This window comes from Ruegeria sp. ABV4_181 (genome assembly GCF_056158465.1).
Window position 1 is genome coordinate 120,469 of record NZ_JBSWTI010000005.1, and the last position, 18,884, is coordinate 139,352.

The 18,884-nt window shown below is 55.6% G+C and carries 17 protein-coding genes and 1 pseudogene; 17 read left to right on the forward strand and 1 reads right to left on the reverse strand.

Annotated features, from left to right (window positions below):
* The first annotated feature begins 10 nt into the window (after nt 1-10).
* From ACXAC3_RS19485 to ACXAC3_RS19520, 8 genes and pseudogenes are all read left to right on the forward strand, one after another.
* On the forward strand, nt 11-826 hold the full coding sequence (locus ACXAC3_RS19485) for an ATP-binding cassette domain-containing protein (protein ID WP_475163923.1): 816 nt from the start codon (nt 11-13) through the stop codon (nt 824-826).
* Complete coding sequence (locus ACXAC3_RS19490; RefSeq protein ID WP_475163925.1) at nt 816-2,036, forward strand: sugar ABC transporter permease; 1,221 nt, start codon at nt 816-818, stop codon at nt 2,034-2,036. The genes ACXAC3_RS19485 and ACXAC3_RS19490 overlap by 11 nt, the downstream gene beginning before the upstream one ends.
* Nucleotides 2,037-2,045: 9 nt before the next feature.
* Complete coding sequence (locus tag ACXAC3_RS19495) at nt 2,046-2,498, forward strand: hypothetical protein (RefSeq protein ID WP_475163926.1); 453 nt, start codon at nt 2,046-2,048, stop codon at nt 2,496-2,498.
* On the forward strand, nt 2,495-4,111 hold the full coding sequence (locus ACXAC3_RS19500) for a GMC family oxidoreductase (protein ID WP_475163927.1): 1,617 nt from the start codon (nt 2,495-2,497) through the stop codon (nt 4,109-4,111). Before ACXAC3_RS19495 ends, ACXAC3_RS19500 begins: the two co-directional genes overlap by 4 nt.
* Before the next feature lie 7 nt (nt 4,112-4,118).
* Nucleotides 4,119-5,579 carry an aldehyde dehydrogenase family protein gene (locus tag ACXAC3_RS19505; RefSeq protein ID WP_475163930.1) on the forward strand — a complete coding sequence of 487 codons (1,461 nt, stop codon included), beginning with the start codon at nt 4,119-4,121 and terminating at the stop codon, nt 5,577-5,579.
* The gene (locus tag ACXAC3_RS19510; protein ID WP_475163931.1) at nt 5,576-6,745 is read left to right on the forward strand and encodes a mandelate racemase/muconate lactonizing enzyme family protein; all 1,170 of its coding nucleotides are present in this window, start codon (nt 5,576-5,578) and stop codon (nt 6,743-6,745) included. The genes ACXAC3_RS19505 and ACXAC3_RS19510 overlap by 4 nt, the downstream gene beginning before the upstream one ends.
* 8 nt (nt 6,746-6,753) lie before the next feature.
* Nucleotides 6,754-7,662: a 2-dehydro-3-deoxygalactonokinase gene (locus tag ACXAC3_RS19515; protein WP_475163933.1), complete on the forward strand. Its 909-nt coding sequence runs from the start codon at nt 6,754-6,756 to the stop codon at nt 7,660-7,662.
* A 98-nt stretch (nt 7,663-7,760) separates the two neighbouring features.
* A pseudogene (locus ACXAC3_RS19520) lies at nt 7,761-7,961 on the forward strand (DDE-type integrase/transposase/recombinase); the annotation flags it as partial.
* Between the two features lie 58 nt (nt 7,962-8,019).
* Here ACXAC3_RS19520 and ACXAC3_RS19525 read toward each other — a convergent pair.
* On the reverse strand, nt 8,020-8,700 hold the full coding sequence (locus ACXAC3_RS19525; protein ID WP_475163935.1) for a GntR family transcriptional regulator: 681 nt from the start codon (nt 8,698-8,700) through the stop codon (nt 8,020-8,022).
* Nucleotides 8,701-8,877: 177 nt separating this feature from the next.
* Here ACXAC3_RS19525 and ACXAC3_RS19530 point away from each other — a divergent pair, with 177 nt between their 5' ends.
* The 9 genes from ACXAC3_RS19530 (at nt 8,878) to ACXAC3_RS19570 (ending at nt 18,744) form a co-directional block, all read left to right on the forward strand.
* Complete coding sequence (locus ACXAC3_RS19530; protein WP_475163936.1) at nt 8,878-10,272, forward strand: substrate-binding domain-containing protein; 1,395 nt, start codon at nt 8,878-8,880, stop codon at nt 10,270-10,272.
* A 78-nt stretch (nt 10,273-10,350) separates the two neighbouring features.
* Entirely contained in the window at nt 10,351-11,220 is an 870-nt protein-coding gene (locus tag ACXAC3_RS19535) for a carbohydrate ABC transporter permease (RefSeq protein ID WP_475163937.1), read from the forward strand.
* 94 nt (nt 11,221-11,314) lie between these two features.
* Complete coding sequence (locus ACXAC3_RS19540) at nt 11,315-12,046, forward strand: carbohydrate ABC transporter permease (RefSeq protein ID WP_475163939.1); 732 nt, start codon at nt 11,315-11,317, stop codon at nt 12,044-12,046.
* Between the two features lie 13 nt (nt 12,047-12,059).
* A complete protein-coding gene (locus ACXAC3_RS19545) occupies nt 12,060-13,115 on the forward strand; it encodes an ABC transporter ATP-binding protein (protein ID WP_475163942.1) in 1,056 nt (351 codons plus the stop codon).
* Nucleotides 13,112-13,555 carry a gluconate 2-dehydrogenase subunit 3 family protein gene (locus ACXAC3_RS19550; protein WP_475163943.1) on the forward strand — a complete coding sequence of 148 codons (444 nt, stop codon included), beginning with the start codon at nt 13,112-13,114 and terminating at the stop codon, nt 13,553-13,555. Before ACXAC3_RS19545 ends, ACXAC3_RS19550 begins: the two co-directional genes overlap by 4 nt.
* Nucleotides 13,545-15,164 carry a GMC family oxidoreductase gene (locus tag ACXAC3_RS19555; RefSeq protein ID WP_475163944.1) on the forward strand — a complete coding sequence of 540 codons (1,620 nt, stop codon included), beginning with the start codon at nt 13,545-13,547 and terminating at the stop codon, nt 15,162-15,164. The genes ACXAC3_RS19550 and ACXAC3_RS19555 overlap by 11 nt, the downstream gene beginning before the upstream one ends.
* Before the next feature lies 1 nt (nt 15,165).
* Nucleotides 15,166-16,632, forward strand: coding sequence for an aldehyde dehydrogenase family protein (locus ACXAC3_RS19560; protein ID WP_475163980.1), 1,467 nt, complete (start codon nt 15,166-15,168; stop codon nt 16,630-16,632).
* Nucleotides 16,629-17,771: a mandelate racemase/muconate lactonizing enzyme family protein gene (locus ACXAC3_RS19565; protein WP_475163947.1), complete on the forward strand. Its 1,143-nt coding sequence runs from the start codon at nt 16,629-16,631 to the stop codon at nt 17,769-17,771. The genes ACXAC3_RS19560 and ACXAC3_RS19565 overlap by 4 nt, the downstream gene beginning before the upstream one ends.
* A 37-nt stretch (nt 17,772-17,808) precedes the next feature.
* Entirely contained in the window at nt 17,809-18,744 is a 936-nt protein-coding gene (locus ACXAC3_RS19570) for a 2-dehydro-3-deoxygalactonokinase (protein ID WP_475163948.1), read from the forward strand.
* Nucleotides 18,745-18,884 lie beyond the last annotated feature (140 nt).

Below are 18,884 nucleotides of genomic sequence, written 5' to 3' on the forward strand. Positions count from 1 at the left end.
AGGTCCGGCTATGACGTCTGAAAACAAAATGGAGGGGCAAGCTGCCCCTCCAGCGCACCTCGCTGTGCGTGGAATCCAGAAACGGTTTGGTGGCGTGCATGCCCTGCGCGGCGTTGATTTTGAGGTCGCGCGCGGCGAGGTGATGGCTCTTGTCGGCGACAACGGCGCAGGCAAATCCACACTGATGAAAGTACTCGCTGGTGCACATCTCGCGGATGACGGCGCGTTTATGCTGGACGGTAAGCCGGTCGAAGTGACCTCACCCAACGATGCAACCGAGCTGGGCATTCAGATCGTCTATCAGGACCTCGCTTTGTGCGAAAACCTGGACGTTGCAGCTAATCTGTCTTTGGGGGCAGAACCCATTAAGCCAGGCTGGAGTTTTCTGCCGCGTCTCCTGCGCCCGCTGGACGACCTGGAAATGGAAGTGAAGGCCAAGAAGGCCATCGACCGGCTAGAGGTCCGCACCCTGCAATCGGTTCGCGCCAAGGTGGGCGGCCTTTCAGGCGGTCAACGTCAAGCCATCGCGATTGCCCGCGCCGTCGGAACTGAAAGCTCGGTTGTTATGCTGGATGAACCCACTGCGGCACTGGGTGTCGCACAGACCCGTCAGGTGCTGGAGGTTGTCAAACGCCTGCGCGAAACGAACCATGCGGTCGTCTATATCTCGCATAACATGCGCGACATTTTTGAAGTATCCGACCGGATCACGGTCCTGCGCCACGGCACCAATGTCGCGACCTATGAAACCACAGACACAAACCCGGACGAAATCGTTGTTGCAATGACCCGCGGCCTGGACACGGAGAGCGGTAATGCAGCCTGAGGCTAAGATGACGTTTCTCGACCGGTTCAGCGCTCTGCGTGAAACGCAATTCGGGGCTTTTGTTCCCGTCCTCCTGGCACTGGCTGCAATCTGGGGATATTTCGGGCTTGTATTACCTCTGTTTGACTTGATGAGCGGCGAAGCAGACAGCTTTCGCGCGATCTTTCTAAGCCCGCGCAACATCTACAACCTGTTTATGCAATCTGCGGTGATTGCGACGTTGGCGGTTGGGATAACAATCGTATTGCTGCTGGGCGACATTGACCTGTCCGCAGCCGCGACCGCAGGCGTATGCGCCGCCCTTCTGGGTGTGCTGGTGCTGAGCGGTGTGCCTGGCTGGCTGGCCTGTATCATCGTGATTTTCGTGGGCATCATCATGGGCGCCGCACAAGGCCTGCTGGTTGCTTATGTCGGCATCCCCTCATTTGTCGTCACGCTGGCCGGGCTTTTGGGGTACCAAGGCCTGATGCAGAAGATCCTGCCGACGGGAAACCTGAACGTCGGTGACCCGTTTGTGCGCGGAATAGCCCGGGTTCTGATCCCGGACCTGTGGGGGATGGTGTTGGGACTGGCTGTTGTCGGCCTGTTTGCATACGCCAACCTGCGTAAGCAGAGCCGGCGCAAGGCGCTTGGTCTGGAACAGGACAGCGCGTTGGCCCTTTGGGGTCAGGTAATCGCCTTTGCCGTTATCGTCGTGGCCGTGGTGTTGACGCTGAACGCTTACCGGTCCCTGCCTTTGTTGTTGGTGCTGCTTGTCGCGATCACCGCACTGTTGGGCTGGATCACAACCAGCACGCCCTATGGTCGATCCCTGTTTGCTGTTGGCGGCAATGCCGAAAGCGCGCGGCGCGTGGGGATGAAGGTCAAACGCATTCGGGTGTCCGCTTTCGCGCTGGTCGGGCTCATGGCTGCCATCGGCGGAATATTCGGAGCATCCCGCTACGGGTCAGTATCTTATACGGCCTTTGCCGGTGGCTCGCTGCTGCTTGAGGCGATCGGGGCGGCAGTGATTGGCGGCACCTCGCTTTTTGGTGGGCGCGGGTCGGTCTGGAATGCGATCCTAGGCGCTTTGGTCATCGGATCGCTTGGAAACGGGCTGGACCTGACCGGGGCAAGTGCGGCGGACAAGCTGATGGTGTCGGGTGCAATCCTGCTGTTGGCCGTGGCGATTGATGCCTTGTCGCGCCCGGGCAACGGAAGTGGAAGATAGGAGGCGGCGATGTCAGAGCATAGAAACACCAATCCGCAGTCGCCACTCGACGAGATCCTCGATGTCCTCATTCCGGCCAACCGCGACCGCGGCATCCCGGCGGCGGGTGAGCTGGGCGTGGCGGCATTTGTCACCGAGGCGGCTGCGCGGGATCGCGCTTTCAACAGCGCGCTTGACGCCTTGCTGTCCCGCGCCGGCGACCTGGCGGACGGTATTACTCCCCATACCGTTCGCCAGCTGGAAACTGAGCTGCCCGAGGCATTCGAGATGCTTTTGGTGGAAACCTACAAAGGCTATTACAGCGGCCCGGACATCCGCGCCAAGGTTGGGGTCGGGGCGCATCCTGTGCATCCGACAGGGTATGAGGTCGAACGTGAAAGCCCCGCGCTTTTGGACGAGCTGACCGCGCCTGTGCGCGCCCGTGGCCCGGTGTTTCGCGATCCGACCGGAGGTCAGGCATGAGCACCGATCCCGTTGACGTTCTGATCATTGGCGCCGGGGCATCGGGCGCGGCCATCGCCTGGTCTCTGTTGGAAACACGGATGCGTATCCTGTGCCTGGAACAGGGTGACCATCTGTCGGATAAGGATTTCCCGTCGCGTCGCGAGGATTATGAACTTGCCCGTTATGGAGAATTCTCCTGTGATCCGAATGTGCGGGGGTTAAAGCAGGATTACCCGATCAACGCCGATGACAGCTGCATCACCCCAGTGAACTGGAACGGTGTTGGCGGATCCACGATCAACTTCCTCGGCCACTGGCCACGTATGCGTCCGTCGGATTTTAGGACAAAATCTCTGGATGGCGTGGGCGCGGATTGGCCGGTCGACTATCACGACCTCGCGCCGTTCTATGACATGAATGACCGCAACATCGGGGCCTCGGGTCTGGGCGGAAACCCGGCCTATCCCGACTATACGCCGCCGCACCCGCCGATTCCGATGGGCAAGCTGGGGCAAACGCTGGCGCGTGGGTTCAACGAAAAGGGTTGGCATTGGTGGCCCTCGGACGTTGCGATCCTCAGCGAAGATGACGAAGGTCGCCAGAAATGCGTGAATGCCGGGACCTGCGATCTGGGCTGCGCAGCAGGAGCCAAAGGCGGCACCAATTTCACCTACTGGCCGATGCTGGAAAACGCAGGTGTCGAGCTGCGCACCAATGCGCGTGTCCGTGAGATTTTAGTGGACGAGGCCACGGGTTTTGCCACCGGAGTGCTCTATCATGGGGTCGACGGGCAGGTGCATGAACAAAAGGCCGAAATGGTGATCGTGGCCTGCAACGGGGTCGGCACACCGCGTCTGCTGCTGAATTCCAATTCCAAACTCTTCCCCGAAGGCCTGGCCAACCGGTCCGGCAAGGTCGGGAAGAACCTGATGTTCCATCCACTCACGGGGGTTGCGGGCGTTTTCGAAGAACCGATGAAAGGGCACGAGGGGCCGATGGCCTGTTCGATCCTGTCTCAGGAGTTCTATGAAAATGACCCCACCCGTGGTTTTAAGCGCGGCTATGGGCTGCATTCGGGGCGGTCGACGACGCCGATGACCTATGCGTTGGGCGGATACGGGATCGACAGTCCCATCCCGTGGGGCGCAGAACACCGTGAGATCATGGATAACGTCTATCCCTATCTCGCCGGCCTGACCGTGGTGACCGAGGACCTGCCGGAAGAACACAATTGCGTCACGCTCGATCCGTATCTGACCGACAGTGATGGCATCCCGGCGCCCAAGATCACCTATCGGCTGGGCGAAAACACTCGGGCGATGCTGAAACATGGCGAGGCCCGCGCCGAGGAGGTTCTTCTGGCCGCCGGGGCCAAGCGTATCTTGCCCAAGGGCGACAAGGTCTGGTGGCGGGCGGGCTGGCACCAGATGGGCACCTGCCGGATGGGCCATGACCCCGAGACGTCTGTGGTGAACGGATGGGGGCGCAGCCATGACGTTAAAAACCTGTTCATCGTAGATGGGTCGATCTTTGTGACGGCTGGGGCGGTCAACCCGACCTCAACCATCCAGGCGCTGGCGCTCTATATCGGCGACCAGATCAAAACCAACATCGCAACGCTGTTTGATTGAGGTGGCCATGGAGTTTCCAACGCAGATCTACATTGATGGCGCATTGACAGATGGCAGCGGGCACAAAGAGGTCATCAATCCCGCTACTGAAAATCACATCGTTACGGTCACCACGGCCGGATTCGAAGATGCCGAGCGCGCGCTACAGGCCGCGAAATCTGCGTTTCCCCGGTGGGCTGCGACATCCATCGCAGATAGGCAAGTGTGGATGCGACGGCTGCGCGATGAAGTGATTGCCCACGAGGAATTCCTACGCGACTGCGTGCATCAGGAAATGGGCAAACCATGGGCTCAAACCCATGAGGATTGGGACAGGCTAGTAGTTTCTCTGGATTTCTATGCCGAGGAAATTGCCCGCGTTCAGGACTATGGCCTTACCGACCGGGCTGGAACCCATTCACATCGAATGACCTATGAACCCGCCGGTGTCGCAGTGGCCTATCTTGCGTGGAACTTCCCTTTGCTAAACCTGGCGTTCAAAATTGGCCCGGCCATGGCGGCGGGGTGCCCGATCATCATTCGCCCGTCCGAGGCGACGCCAATTTCGGCTTACGCAGTGGGATCGCTTTGCGAAAAAATCGGCTTGCCGAAAGGCGTGGTGCAAATTCTGTGTACGGATGGGTATGACGTCGCCGATACTTTGACCGCCTCGACCATCCCACAAGTCGTGACCCTCATCGGCTCGACCCGGACCGGGCAGCATATCATGCGCACCGGTGCCACATCGATCAAACGCTATTCGATGGAACTGGGCGGCAACGCTCCGGTTATCGTGTTTGATGATGCCGACCTTGACTTGGCCGCTGATATCGTGACCGGGGTAAAGTTCTCCAATGCCGGGCAGATTTGCGTCTCACCCAACCGTGTCTTTGTGGCCGAGGCCGTGCGTGAGGCGTTTGCCGAAAAGGTGGTCGCCCGGGCACAGGCGGCGACAGTGGGGTTTGACAAGACGGTCGACATTACAACCGGGCCAGTGATTGACGATCGCGCAAGGGCGCGCATCAAGGGTTTGATTAACGATGCAATTGCAGATGGCGCAACGCTGCTTGCGGGTGGGGATCGACCCCCGCACCTGAACAAGGGTCATTACATCGCGCCAACCGTTTTGGGCAACGTGACCGAAACGATGGGGGTTTACCGGCAGGAAACCTTTGGCCCCATCGTCAGCCTGATCCCCTTCGCGGAGGAAGTCAGGCTGCTGGAAAGGGCCAATGATTGCGAGGAAGGTGGGTTAACGGCCTATTTGTTTACGCGTGATCTAGGTCGGGCCGAATATTATGCCGCGCATCTGCGCTATGGCGAAATTCAAATCAACGGGGTGAAGTACGATATCGACCTGCCGCATGGCGGGATCGGTCAGTCGGGGATCGGGCATGATTGCTCAAGCCTCGCTCTGCACGATTATCTTGTACAAAAGCGGATTACGCGCGCCCTCGATACCACTGGATTTGGAGGGTTGAACCCATGAAAATCACCCGTGTCTCCAGCCATGTTCTCAGCTACGATCTGCCCGAGCCGCTAGGGTATTCTCAGCAATATTATCACAAACGCTCGGCCCATCTGGTTGAGGTGGAAACCGACGAAGGTATCACGGGCTGGGGTGAATGTTTCGGGGCGGGCAATATCGCCCTGGCCAACAAGGGGATCGTCGAGCAGGTGATCCAGCCCATGGTTCTGGGTATGGACCCGCTGGATCGCGATGTGATCTGGCACAAGGTCTATAATTTGATGCGCGATCACGGCCAGAAAGGAATGCCACTGCAGTCGCTTTCCGGGGTCGACATCGCACTATGGGATATCGCAGGAAAAGTGGCAGGCTTACCTCTGCATAAACTCATCGGGGGCACCCATCGCGACCGCATTCAGGTCTACGGCTACGGCATGATGCTCCGCCCGGAGAGTGTGAACAATCTGGTCGCCCGCTTCGCAGACGAAGCCGCGGCTATCAAGGATATGGGATTCAGCGCGACAAAGATGAAAGTGGGGCTTGGTCCGAAAGACGACGTGCGCCTGATCGAAGCAGTGCGTAAGGGCGTCGGCGATGACTATCGCTTTATGATCGATGCGAACCACGGCTACACGACGCATGACGCATTTTACGTCGGTCGCGCGATGGAAGAGTTCGCCCCCTACTGGTTCGAAGAACCCGTCGCCCCGGAAGATCTGGATGGATATCGCGAACTACGTACCGGATTGAACGTCAACATTTCCGGGGGTGAGGCTGAATTCAACCGATGGGGCTGGCGCGCCTTGTTGGAAAGCCGGGGTTTGGATATCGCGCAGCCGGAGGTCTGTGCACTCGGAGGTATCACCGAATACCTGCGCGTTCTGGCTCTGTGCCATGCGCACTTTACCCCGGTTGTGAATCACGTATGGGGGTCAGCCGTCGCTGTAGTCACCAACATGCACCTTCTCGCGGCTATGCCGCCCCTGCCGGGCGGTTTATTCCCGTGGGAACCGATGCTCGAATTTGATACCACCGACAATAAGTTCCGGGATGAACTGCTTGAGGACCCGCTGAATATTCAACCCCAAGTCGCATCGACCGGTGGCTTTGTCGATGTTCCAAACGGGCCTGGACTGGGTGTGAAACCAGACCGGGACTTCATCAACCGATACGATATTTTCAGTTGAAGCGCGCTATGTCTGACCCTTCATTGATTGCTGTCGACTGGGGAACATCTGGTTTTCGGCTATGGGTGCTGGACTCTTGCGGAAACACCCTCGCCTCGATCGATGGCCCTTTTGGCATGTCAAATCTTGAACCCAGTGACTTTGGTCGCGTACTTGAAGAATGCTTGAATGAACTGGGCATAGGTCAGGATGTTCCAGCCATTATCTGTGGCATGGCGGGCGCCGCGCAAGGTTGGTGCGAGGCCCCATACCTATCGGCGCCAACGCGTCTTGATGAGCTTGGGGCGGGCGCAATCAGAGTCAGTCACGCTTCGCGTGAGGTACGCATACTTCCAGGGGTAAAACAGCAGTCACCAGCCAATGTCATGCGCGGGGAAGAAACTCAGATTGCCGGTTTGCTTCATCTTGTACCGGATTTCCACGGCATTGTTTGCTTGCCAGGAACTCACACAAAATGGGTCCGGGCCACGGATGGCGCCATAATCGAATTCGAAACTTGTATGACCGGCGAGCAGTTCGCGTTCTTTTCCAGAACATCCGTCTTGTCACACTCGATGGCTGATGATGGGTGGAGCGATCGCGCCTTTAAGGCCGCGATTCTCTTGGCAGCAGATGATCCTGCCGCTGTGCCACGTCGCCTTTTTGCAATTCGCGCGGATATGCTGGTTGGACAGCAAACCAGCGGGCAAGCCCGTGCCACTCTTTCGGGGCTACTGATCGGCCAGGAATTGATGGCAGTAAGGCAGTACTGGCGGGATCAAACGGTGACTTTGATTGGTGCGTCAACGCTGTGCGAACTTTATCTGACTGCTTTGGGTTTCATGGGCGCCAGTGGGAGGGTCACGGAGGTCTCAGAAATGACTTTGAGAGGGCTCACGGCAGCTTATCAGCACCGAAGAAAGTGTGTAAGTTTTTAGTAACCACGCTCTGGAGCAAACCCTCTGCTTTCGGAGGGTATTCGAGAAGTGCACAAAATCCTTAATCGGTTCTATTGCCCGGCAAAAATTCAGACAGTAGGTCGAAGTATCTGAATAACTTGATCGAGCAGGATCATCGGTTTATCAAGCGTCGCGTGCGGCACATATGCGGGTTCAAATCGTTCAGTTCCGCATCGGCTACTCTGGACGGCATTGAGGCTGCTAACATGATCCGAATGCAGCAATTCCCCAGCATTGCGACATCTGGCTTTCACCTGCTTGCCGAGATCGCAGGGTGAGTGGTCCGGCAAGTCGCTAGTTGGCCATTCCAAAAGTTTGCGACAGAACTAGTCAACGCTAATCATTCTCTGACGTTTCTCCATTGAACATGTGTTCCGCGCGGCTTGTTGCCTGGTTTATGTGCGAGATCATAAGCGATACCGATAATTCAACATCACGTGCAGTTACTGCATCAAGTAGCGCACGATGCTCCTCGGAATGTGCGTATGCCAACTCTGGGTTTCGTGCGAGATAGTTCACAAGACGATAATGAACGATACGAGCCATGCCAGTGTATTGCTTCGTAATGAAGTGGATCGTTCTTTGGAACCTAGATGGACCTAGTAGCGCGAGGTGGAACCTCTTGTTCAGCTCAGCTTTGGCCCACAGTTCTGTGCATCTAGCGTCCTCAGCCAGAATGTCTTCGCAATTTGAAAGTGTTTCGCTGGTATGTCGGGGAATTGAATCGCGTAGCACTTCGCATTCTAGCGCCTGTCTGATCATGTTTATTTCGTAGAGATCGTTCTGATCGATACCAGCGATAATTGGGCTGCGACGCGGACGTAATTCGATCAGGTCTTCTGCTGCCAACATTCGTATGGCTTCGCGAACGGACACACTGCTGACACCCAATTCCTCCGCCAGCGGCATGATTTTGAGCTCGGATTCCGCTTCGAGCTCGCCCGAAAGTATCCGGAGTTTGAGTGTTTCGAAAATCGCGGTAGGTCCGTCACCGTAGTTAATAAGTGTTTGTTCCATATGAATTATCCTCCGCGAGAATTTGACATCTTGCTCCGTCGATGGGTGTCGCAAGAGCCAGACCCTGACTTCTTAGACAGTATACTAATAAAAAAAGCGAGTTGCCATAAAATAAATAATTTATTATTGTGACCCAAGACTCAGTAAATGGCCGCGTGCCGCTCAAGGGAGGACAATATGTCATTGAACAAACTCAGCAGGCGTAGTCTGCTAAAATCTACCGGCGCGGCAGGTCTGGTGCTGGCAGCACCAAGCTTTGCTCGCGCGCAGGCCGGTAAAGAGTTGAACATTATTCTCATTACTAACCCGTTTTCCTTCACTATCCGCGACACGCTCGCGCCGATGTTCGAAGATAAGACCGGGATAAAAGTAAATGTAGAAATCACCGACTACGGGACACTTCACCAAAAGGCGATGCTCGACGCGACAACCGGGACTAAGCTCTATGACATCTACGGTCTCGACATCACATTCATCGGTCGGTTTGCCGTGGCTGGTGCGCTACATCAGATCAATGATCCGGATGACAACTGGCTCGCGCACGACGGGGCCGAGTTTGGCGCTGATGGCATGATACAGGCAGGAATTTACAACATTTGTGGTGTGAACGACAAAGTGTACGGGCTGCCATCATCGGCATATAACATCCTGGCGCATTACCGTCGTGACCTATTCGAAAAGGAAGGCATAGCCTATCCGACAAACTGGGATGACCATAAGGAAGTCATCAAGCATTTCAGCCGTGCGCATAACCCCGGTTCACCGACCGAGCATGGTGTGGCATTTATGGGCAAGCGTGGTACGCCAATCATTCACGAGGAAATGGCCTATCACTGGGGCTTTGGCGGTTCGATCTTCGGCAACGACCCGATGATGTTCCCGAACTTTGACAGTGAAGAGGGCATTGCCGCCGCGCGTTACTATGCATCGATGAAGGAATTTGCGCCCGCTGGTGTGGAATCCTATGAATGGGGCGACAAGACCAACTCCTTCATGCAAGGCGTCGTCCCTGTCATGATGGCCTGGTCAGCTTGGGGTCCTGACCTCGAAGATCCGGAAAAAAGTCAGGGAGCAGGCAACATTGAGTACCTGCCGGTGCCAACGCAGGACGGGATCAGTTTCACACCGTTCGGTGGATGGGCTCAGTGCATTAGCGCAAAAACCGACAACAAGGCAGAAGCCTGGGAATGGCTAAAGTGGCTGAATAGCTTTGATACGCAGATGGTCTTTGCAAACGAAGGTACCGGCGGCCCAACGCGTTGGGACGTTCTCGAAGACGGTGATCTTCAGACTAAATACCCTTGGTTCAAGGCGTTGGCAAAAAATGCCAAGACAGCTGAACAGGCGCCTGATTGGTACATCGAGGACTACTGGCACTTCCGAACCAGAGATGAGTACTACCCGGACTTCGAAGACATCGTTGGTCTTGCATTGAACCAAATCGTGACCGGAGATGTGGATGCTGAAGAGGGCCTGAAGCAAGCCAAGGTAGACTACTACAAGAAGCTTGTGCGCGGTGGCTTCTACGAAGCACGTGGTCTTGAGGTTCCGGTAGATCCGGCGAGCCTCTGACGCTCCCATCAGTGGCTCTTGCAAATCTGGTACGCGCCGTTGTGCGCGTGCCAGACAAATTAATCGCTGGAGATCTCTATGGCTGACTCTTCAAGCCGATCCAGAATTGCTGGTTTGCCGTTCATAGCACCAGCTTTTTTGTACTTACTGGCCATTACAATAATTCCGACTGTCATGCTGGCGCGCTATGCCTTCAGCGATTGGCAGATCGGAGATTTTGGCGGAATTCAATTTGTTGGCTTTGAGACCTTTGGACTGGTTCTGGAAAACCCAATAACGGCAGACAATTTTCGAGCAACAGTTGTCTATGTCGTGTCCGCGGTCGTCGTCGAGCTTGTGTTGGGTCTGCTCATTGCCCTCGTCCTGGTGCGCAGCTTTCGAGGAGCCGGATTGATCCGCACGCTGTTGATCGCACCGGTGATCATGGTGCCGATCGGGGCAGGCTTTGTGTGGCGCTATATTCTCAGCCCGGACCTTGGTGTGGTGAATTGGGCGATGGAAGAGTTGGGGTTGCCCTATGTTCAATGGTTCGGGTCAAAACCCTGGGCCATGTGGAGTATCGTCATCGCAGATGTCTGGCAGTGGACACCATTCGTGATGTTGATCCTTCTGGCCGGACTCGTGGCGATCCCGCAATCCCTTTACGAAGCCGCTGAGATGGATGGCGCTACGTCAGTGCAGAAGTTCTTTCATGTCACACTGCCTCTCTTGTGGCCCACCATCGCAGTCGCAACGGTCCTTCGGTTCATTTGGGCGATGAAAAGTTTTGACACGATTTTTGCCATGACCCGAGGTGGACCAGGCACCTATACGTCAATCCTCAATTTCGAGATCTACAAAGAGGCGTTCCAGAAATTCAATACCTCCTATGCCGCTGCCATGGGCGTATTGCTTTTGATCTTCACCATCGTGATCACCCGCCTGATCCTGAGATTTGTGAAGGATTGAGCCATTGACCCGGACATTCGGACGCATCGGGATCTTAGGCTTCATGGCTCTTGTCTTATTTTTCTTCCTGTTCCCGCTCTTCTGGATGACCCTCATGGGATTCAAGAACCAGGCTCAGGCATTCTCGGATCCTCCCTTGTTCCTTTTCAAACCCACGATGGAGAATTTCATTTTCGGGTTTGAGACTCTGGGTTGGGGCAGGAACGTCATAAACAGCTTGATCGTGGCCACGCTGGCGACCGCCATCTCTCTCGTTCTAGGTATTCCCTGCGCCTACGGATTTGCGCGGTTCACCATTGTCGGTGACAAGCACCTCAGGTTCTGGATTCTCTCTATTGTCATGATGCCGCCTGTGGTGGCCGCGATCCCGATTTTTGCAATCTGGGCCAAATTAGGGTTGATCGACACCCATCTGGGGCTGGCTTTGGCGCACACTATTTTCAACCTGCCGCTGGTGATCTGGCTGATGATTGGGTTCTTCCGGGACGTGCCCAAGGAAATTGAAGAAGCTGCCGAAATCGACGGCTGCAATGCATTGCAGACAATGCTGCTGGTGACAATCCCGGTTGCGAAATCCGGTTTGGCGACTGTGACGACGCTTTCGTTCATCCTGAGCTGGAACGAATTGCTGTTCGCCAACATTCTGACGCAGCGAAATGCTCAAACTTTACCGCCTGCAATCGGCGCGCTCTGGAAAGATTTTGGTCTGCTTTGGGGGCAGATCGGCGCGATTACGATTGTGGCAACGCTGCCGGTTCTGATCATCGGCTTCTTTTTGCAGAAACATCTGGTGCGTGGCCTGACGCTGGGCGCCGTCAAGGAATGAACGGAAAATCGGAATGGCGACGGTTCAACTCAAACAAATAAGGAAAAGCTATGGCGCCGTTCAGGTTGTCCACGGGGTCGACTTAGATGTTGGCGACGGAGAATTCATTGTGTTGTTGGGACCATCGGGCTGCGGGAAATCCACGACGCTTCGAATGGTTGCAGGTCTTGAGGATGTCACCGAAGGCACGATTGAGATCGGCGCCCGCGACGTTACGCATATCCGCGCGAAGGACCGCGGTGTTGCGATGGTTTTTCAGAATTACGCCCTTTATCCACACAAGACCGTGCGCCAGAATATGGCATTCGGTCTAAAGCTGGCCAAGACCCCCAAGTTTGAAATTGAACGCAAAGTTGCCGAAGTTGCCGAAGTTCTGGAACTCGGGCCGTTGCTCGACCGCAAGCCTGGACAGCTTTCGGGAGGACAGCGTCAACGCGTTGCCATGGGCCGTGCCATGGTGCGGACCCCTGATGTGTTCCTGTTCGATGAACCCCTGTCAAATTTAGATGCCAAACTGCGCGCGCATATGCGCCTGGAACTGCGTCAGCTCCACCAACAGTTGCGCACGACGACCATATACGTAACTCATGATCAGGTAGAGGCAATGACGCTCGCCGACCGGATCGTCATCATGAAAGACGGTTTGATTGAACAGGTGGGTGCGCCACGCGATGTTTTTGCGCGGCCGAACAGCGTCTTTGTTGCAGGCTTCATAGGAAGCCCTTCGATGAACCTGATCCGAACCACGGCCATATCTGAAGGCGCGCGCGTTGGTGGATTCTCCTTGCCGATTGCCCAAGATACAGGGGTTGCTTCCGGTCAGGATCTTGTGGTCGGCATACGTCCCAGCGATCTCGTGTTGGATGATGATGGCCCAATTTCTGCAGAAATTCAGGTCGTAGAACTTCTGGGCACCAATGCCATCGTCGCGTTGAAAGCGGGTGATCAGGAACTGATCGCCGAAGTGGACGGCGCAATGCCGTTGGAGGCAGGCCAGATCGTCCGCCTTTCTGTGAATCCGGCGGCACTGCACCTGTTCGACGCTAAAACAGAACGGAGGATCAATTGACCCCCGAAAGCTTCCGAGTCGTGCTGAACACCCTCGTACCGCCCAACCCCGTGCGCGGCATCCCCGGCGCTGGAGATGCTGGCACCGCTGGCTACATTGCCGAGCAACTTGCAAAGGATGAGGCGTTGCAGAAGGTTTTCGACAACGGACTGGGTCAGCTCTCGGAACTTGCCCACGATCCATTCGAAACCCTGCCTGAAAGCGCGCGGATTGCAGCTTTGCGGGACATAGAAACCAGGTCACCTGCCTTCTTTGGCCAGCTGATCCGCTTGACTTACATGGGCTATTACAGTCGTCCCGACATTCGCGGTTTACTCGGGCTCTCGCCCGAGCCTGTTCACCCAGCAGGCTATGACGTGAAGTCTGAGAGCCCCGATCTGATGTCGGAAATGACTGCACCAGTGGTCAATCGGGGAAAGGTGTATCGCGATGACAAATGACTCTGTCGACGTTCTGATCATCGGAGCCGGCGCATCGGGAGCGGCAATCGCCTGGTCTCTTTTGGAAACCCGAATGCACATCCTGTGCCTTGAACAGGGTGACCATCTTTCTGACAAGGATTTTCCGTCCAGACGGGCGGACTACGAGCTCGCACGCTATAGCGAATTCTCGTGCGACCCCAATGTGCGGCGGCTGGAACAAGATTACCCGATCAACTCCGAAGATAGCTGCATCACGCCGACCAACTGGAACGGTGTGGGTGGCTCGACAATTAATTTCACAGGCCACTGGCCGCGCATGAAGCCTGGCGATTTCCGCACCAGAACACTGGACGGCGTCGCGGAAGACTGGCCCATCGACTACCACACTCTAGCACCATTCTATGACATGAATGACCGCAATACCGGCGTATCCGGGCTTGGTGGCAACCCAGCATACCCCGATTACAGCCCCGAGTTACCGCCGATTCCAATTGGCAAGCTTGGCCAGACTTTGGCAAAGGGCTTTAACAACAAGGGCTGGCATTGGTGGCCCTCAGATGTCGCAATTTTGAGCCAGGATCACGATGGGCGTCAGAAATGCGTCAATGCAGGCACATGTGATCTAGGGTGCGCTGCGGGTGCGAAGGGTGGCACCAATTTCACCTACTGGCCGATTTTGGAGAATGCTGGCGTCGAGCTTCGCACCAATTCTCGAGTGCGGGAAATCCTGGTCGATGAAGAAAGTGGTTTTGCAACCGGGGTTCTCTACCATGGCCCAGATGGGCAGGTGCATGAACAAAAGGCTGAACTTGTTATCATGGCCTGCAACGGGATTGGCACACCGCGTATGCTGCTCCACTCAAAATCGAAACTGTTCCCCGATGGCCTGGCAAACCGGTCTGGGCTGGTTGGCAAGAACCTGATGTTTCACCCTCTCACCGGGGTTTCAGGCGTGTTCGACGAGCCGATGAAAGGGCATGAAGGGCCGATGGCCTGCTCGATCCTCAGCCACGAATTTTATGAGACCGATCCTGAACGCGATTTCGTTCGCGGCTATGGGCTTTATTCCGGGCGCGGGACCACGCCGATGACATATGCGCTTGGCGGTTTCGGTATCGACAATCCAATCCCCTGGGGGGCCGAACACCGTGACATGATCGATAATGTCTACCCTTACTTGGCCGGTCTGACGGTGGTCACTGAGGACCTGCCAGAAGAGGTGAACTGCGTCACGCTCGATTCAGAGCTGACCGACAGCGATGGGATACCGGCCCCAAAAATCAGCTATCGTCTGGGCGAGAACACCAGACACATGCTCAAGCATGGCGAGGATCGTGCCGCGGAACTGCTGAATGCTGCCGGTGCAAAAAAGGTATTGCGCAAAGGCGATGGCAAAGTCTGGTGGCGTGCGGGCTGGCACCAGATGGGCACTTGCCGGATGGGTGATGATCCCGCCACTTCGGTGGTGAACGGGTGGGGTCGCAGCCATGATGTAAAGAACCTGTTCATCGTTGACGGGTCGATTTTCGTTACCGCGGGCGCTGTGAACCCGACTTCGACCATTCAGGCGCTGGCGCTCTATATCGGCGACCAGATCAAGAACAACATCGAAACATTGTTTGATTGAGGTGATCATGGAATTTCCAAGTAAAATCTACGTTAATGGCCAGTTGATTGACGGTGAATCCAGTATCGACGTTTTCAATCCGGCGACCGAAGAACTGGTCGCAACAGTTTCTGTCGGGGGCATGGGTGACGTTCAACGGGCGTTGGAGTCTGCACGCGATGCGTTTCCAAAATGGGCGGCGACCTCTATTGCCGAACGTCAGGATTGGATGCGCAAACTGTGTGATGAGGTTATCGCCAACGAAGAACTCATCCGCACCTGTGTTCACTACGAAATGGGCAAGCCGTGGGAACAGACACGCGAAGACTGGGACCGGCTTGTGGCATCGCTGGTTTTTTATGCTGACGAAATTGCCCGTCTGCACGACTTTGGCATGCCTGACAGGGACGGGACCCACACCCATCGAATGGTGTATGAGCCGGCTGGTGTGGTCGTCGCCTTTCTGGCCTGGAATTTTCCTGTATTGAACATTGGATTTAAGCTGGGGCCGGCAATTGCCGCAGGTTGCCCGATCATCATCCGCCCGTCGGGAGAGACTCCTATTTCCGCCTATGCGGTGGCGCAGCTGTGTCACAAGGTGGGCATACCAAGAGGTGTGATCCAAATTCTGGGGACAGATAGTTTTGAGACTGCCGATGCTTTGTCAGCCTCTGAGATTCCAGCCGTTCTGACGCTCATCGGCTCAACCGAGACTGGTAAACATGTCATCCGCGAAGGGGCGACCTCGATCAAGAAATATGCCCTGGAACTTGGTGGCAACGCCCCCGTTTTGGTCTTTGACGATGCTGATCTGGACGCGGCGGTCGATGTGGTAGCGGGTATCAAGTTCAGCAACGCGGGGCAGATCTGCGTTTCGCCTAATCGTGTCTTTGTCCACAATTCAGTCATGCAGAGATTTACCGAAAAAGTTGTTGCCAAAGCTGAAGAAAAGAAACCCGGTTGGGGTCGCAACGGCAATTTCGACCATGGGCCAATGATAAATGCGCGCGCGTTTGAGCGCCTCAAAGGGTTGATCAGCGATGCCGTCAGAAAAGGGGCGACCTTACACACAGGTGGGGATCGCCCGGCACTTTTGAACAGGGGGCACTATCTGGCGCCAACCGTGCTCGGGGATGTCACCGAAGAGATGGAGGTTTATAAAACCGAGACCTTCGGCCCGATTATCAGCATTGTCCCCTTTGATAATGAAGCTGACCTGCTTGAGCGCGCTAACGACTGCGGTGTAGGTGGACTGACGGCCTATTTGTTCACGGATGATCTGGCGCGGGCTGAAAGATACGCGGCAGGTTTGCGTTATGGTGAAATTCAGATCAACGGGGTCAAGTATGATATCGATCTGCCACATCTGGGGATGGGATATGCCGGAGTTGGCTGCGATTGCTCGGCGCTTGCCCTGCACGACTACCTCGTTTTGAAGCGCGTCAGCCGCGCGCTTGATACCTCGGCATTTGCGGGGCTGAACGCATGAAAATCGAAAGCGTACACATCCACGTCCTTGAGGCCCCTTTGTCTCGTACATTCTATTGGGCTTTCGACGAAACAGACAGCCGTAGCTCGTGCATCGTGGAGATACTCACAGATACCGGGCTGCAAGGGTGGGGCGAGTGTTTTGGCCCAGCTCATCTGAATGCTTCGATCGTCCGGCACCTGGCGAAACGTCTCATTGGGAAAAACCCACTTGCGACGGACCCGATCTGGCAATCTCTTTACGCGGGCACGCGCGATCAAGGTCGTAAGGGCCTGATGATGACGGCTCTTTCAGGGATCGACATTGCTTTATGGGACATAAAAGGGAAACACTTCAATTGTCCCGCACATGTTTTGTTGGGCGGGGCCCTACGTGACAAGGTTCGCGCTTACGCAACTGGAACATATAGATATGGCGATGCTCCTGCCGCTGATTACATCCTGCCCGAGGTCGAAGGATATGCGCGAGAAGGTTTCTCCGGGATCAAGTTGAAGATCGGGTTTGGCGTCAATGAGGATGCTCAACTGGTCAAAGATGTTCGGGAATTTGTCGGTGACAGCGTTTCGTTAATGATTGACGCCAATCATAGCTATGACGTGTCCGAAGCGATTGCCCTTGGTCGCGCTGTTGCGGATGAACGCATTGATTGGTTCGAAGAACCGGTTCCTCCAGAGGACGTTCACCGTTATGCCGAGCTCCGCCGTCAGCAACCGATTCCAGTTTCGGGTGGCGAATGCGAGTATACGCGCTGGGGATTTCGTGATCTCTTTTTGCGCGATGCAGTTGATATCGCCCAACCGGATGTCGGAGTTTCCGGCGGGTTGAGTGAGTGCAAGAAAATTGTCGATATGGCGGCGGCCTTTGGGGTGCGATCTGTCCCTCACGTCTGGGGAACGGCGATCAGTATGGCCGCGTCTTTGCAGCTATTGGCCGTCATTCCGAACAATCCACATCGAAACAGACCGATCGAGCCTTGGTTGGAATTTGATCGTTCCGAACATCCATTTCGTGAGGCGATCGCTACAACACGTTTCGACCCGACCGATGGATTTGTCGATGTTCCAGCGGAACCCGGTCTCGGGGTCACTATCGATGAAGCGAAGCTCAGAGACTTTCGAACAGATCTTCACGAAATTTGACTTCATCAAACACCAATCATCCTGAGGATGCTCAAAAATGGCTGACTTTGATTTCGTTGGCGTCGACTGGGGTACCAGTTCTTTTCGCGCCTGGAATTGTGGGGCAGGTAGAACACCTTCTCCACTCATCAGGAGCGAAATGGGCATGTCAAAGCTCTCGCAGCGTGGTTTTGCATCTTATCTCGAAAAGACTTTGTGCGAAAGACAAGTATCGGGAACCATGCCGGTTCTTATCTGTGGTATGGCAGGCGCGCGAGGTGGATGGCAAGAGGTCCCCTATGTGAAGGCACCCACAGCGCGCGCCGGGGTCGCCGACAAGGCCGTGGCCGTAAGTGCGGGTCGCTACACTTGCCGGATTCTGCCGGGGGTGAGTTTTTCCGATGGGGAGCGTTTCGATGTGATGCGGGGCGAAGAGACACTCTTGTTTGGGGCTATTGCCTGCGGAGCAAGCGATGGAGTGTTTTGCCTCCCGGGAACCCACTCAAAGTGGTGCAGAGTTGAGAGTGGTCGCTTGGTCGACTGGCAAACAGTAATGACGGGTGAGCTATTTGCACTTCTCTCGACGCAGTCGACACTTTCCGGTTTTTGTAGAGATGGTTCGTCGGAGTTTCACAAAAAACAGGAGTTCGCCGATGCGGTACGCGAGGTACTGAATGGCCAGCGGTCAGCCTTCCACGACCTTTTTGCGATCCGGGCGCGCGCCCTACTTGACCCGAGAGCACACTTGCTCGATTTCGGGGCCCGGCTTTCTGGACTCTTAATTGGGCAGGAGATTATCGGGTCTGATTTGAACGACGTCACTGAAATCACTTTGGTATCAAGCGGAGCAGTTGGTGGTGCCTACCGCGAAGCTCTTGGCATCGCCGGAAAGAAGGTCACGACCCTAAATGCTGAAGACGCCGTATGTGCAGGGTTCGGCCTATTTGCAGAAGAGTTGTGGGAAAATGGCGGTTTTACAGAGACTATCGGATGAGCCATTCTGTCTACGCTTGTATGAAACAGAAGATCGTAGCGATTCGTCGGATGGAAGCGTGGCAAACTTTTGGAACGTCCAGAGGCGGCGACTTACTAGACACATCTATCCTGCGATCTCAGCAGACATCCGAAATCCGC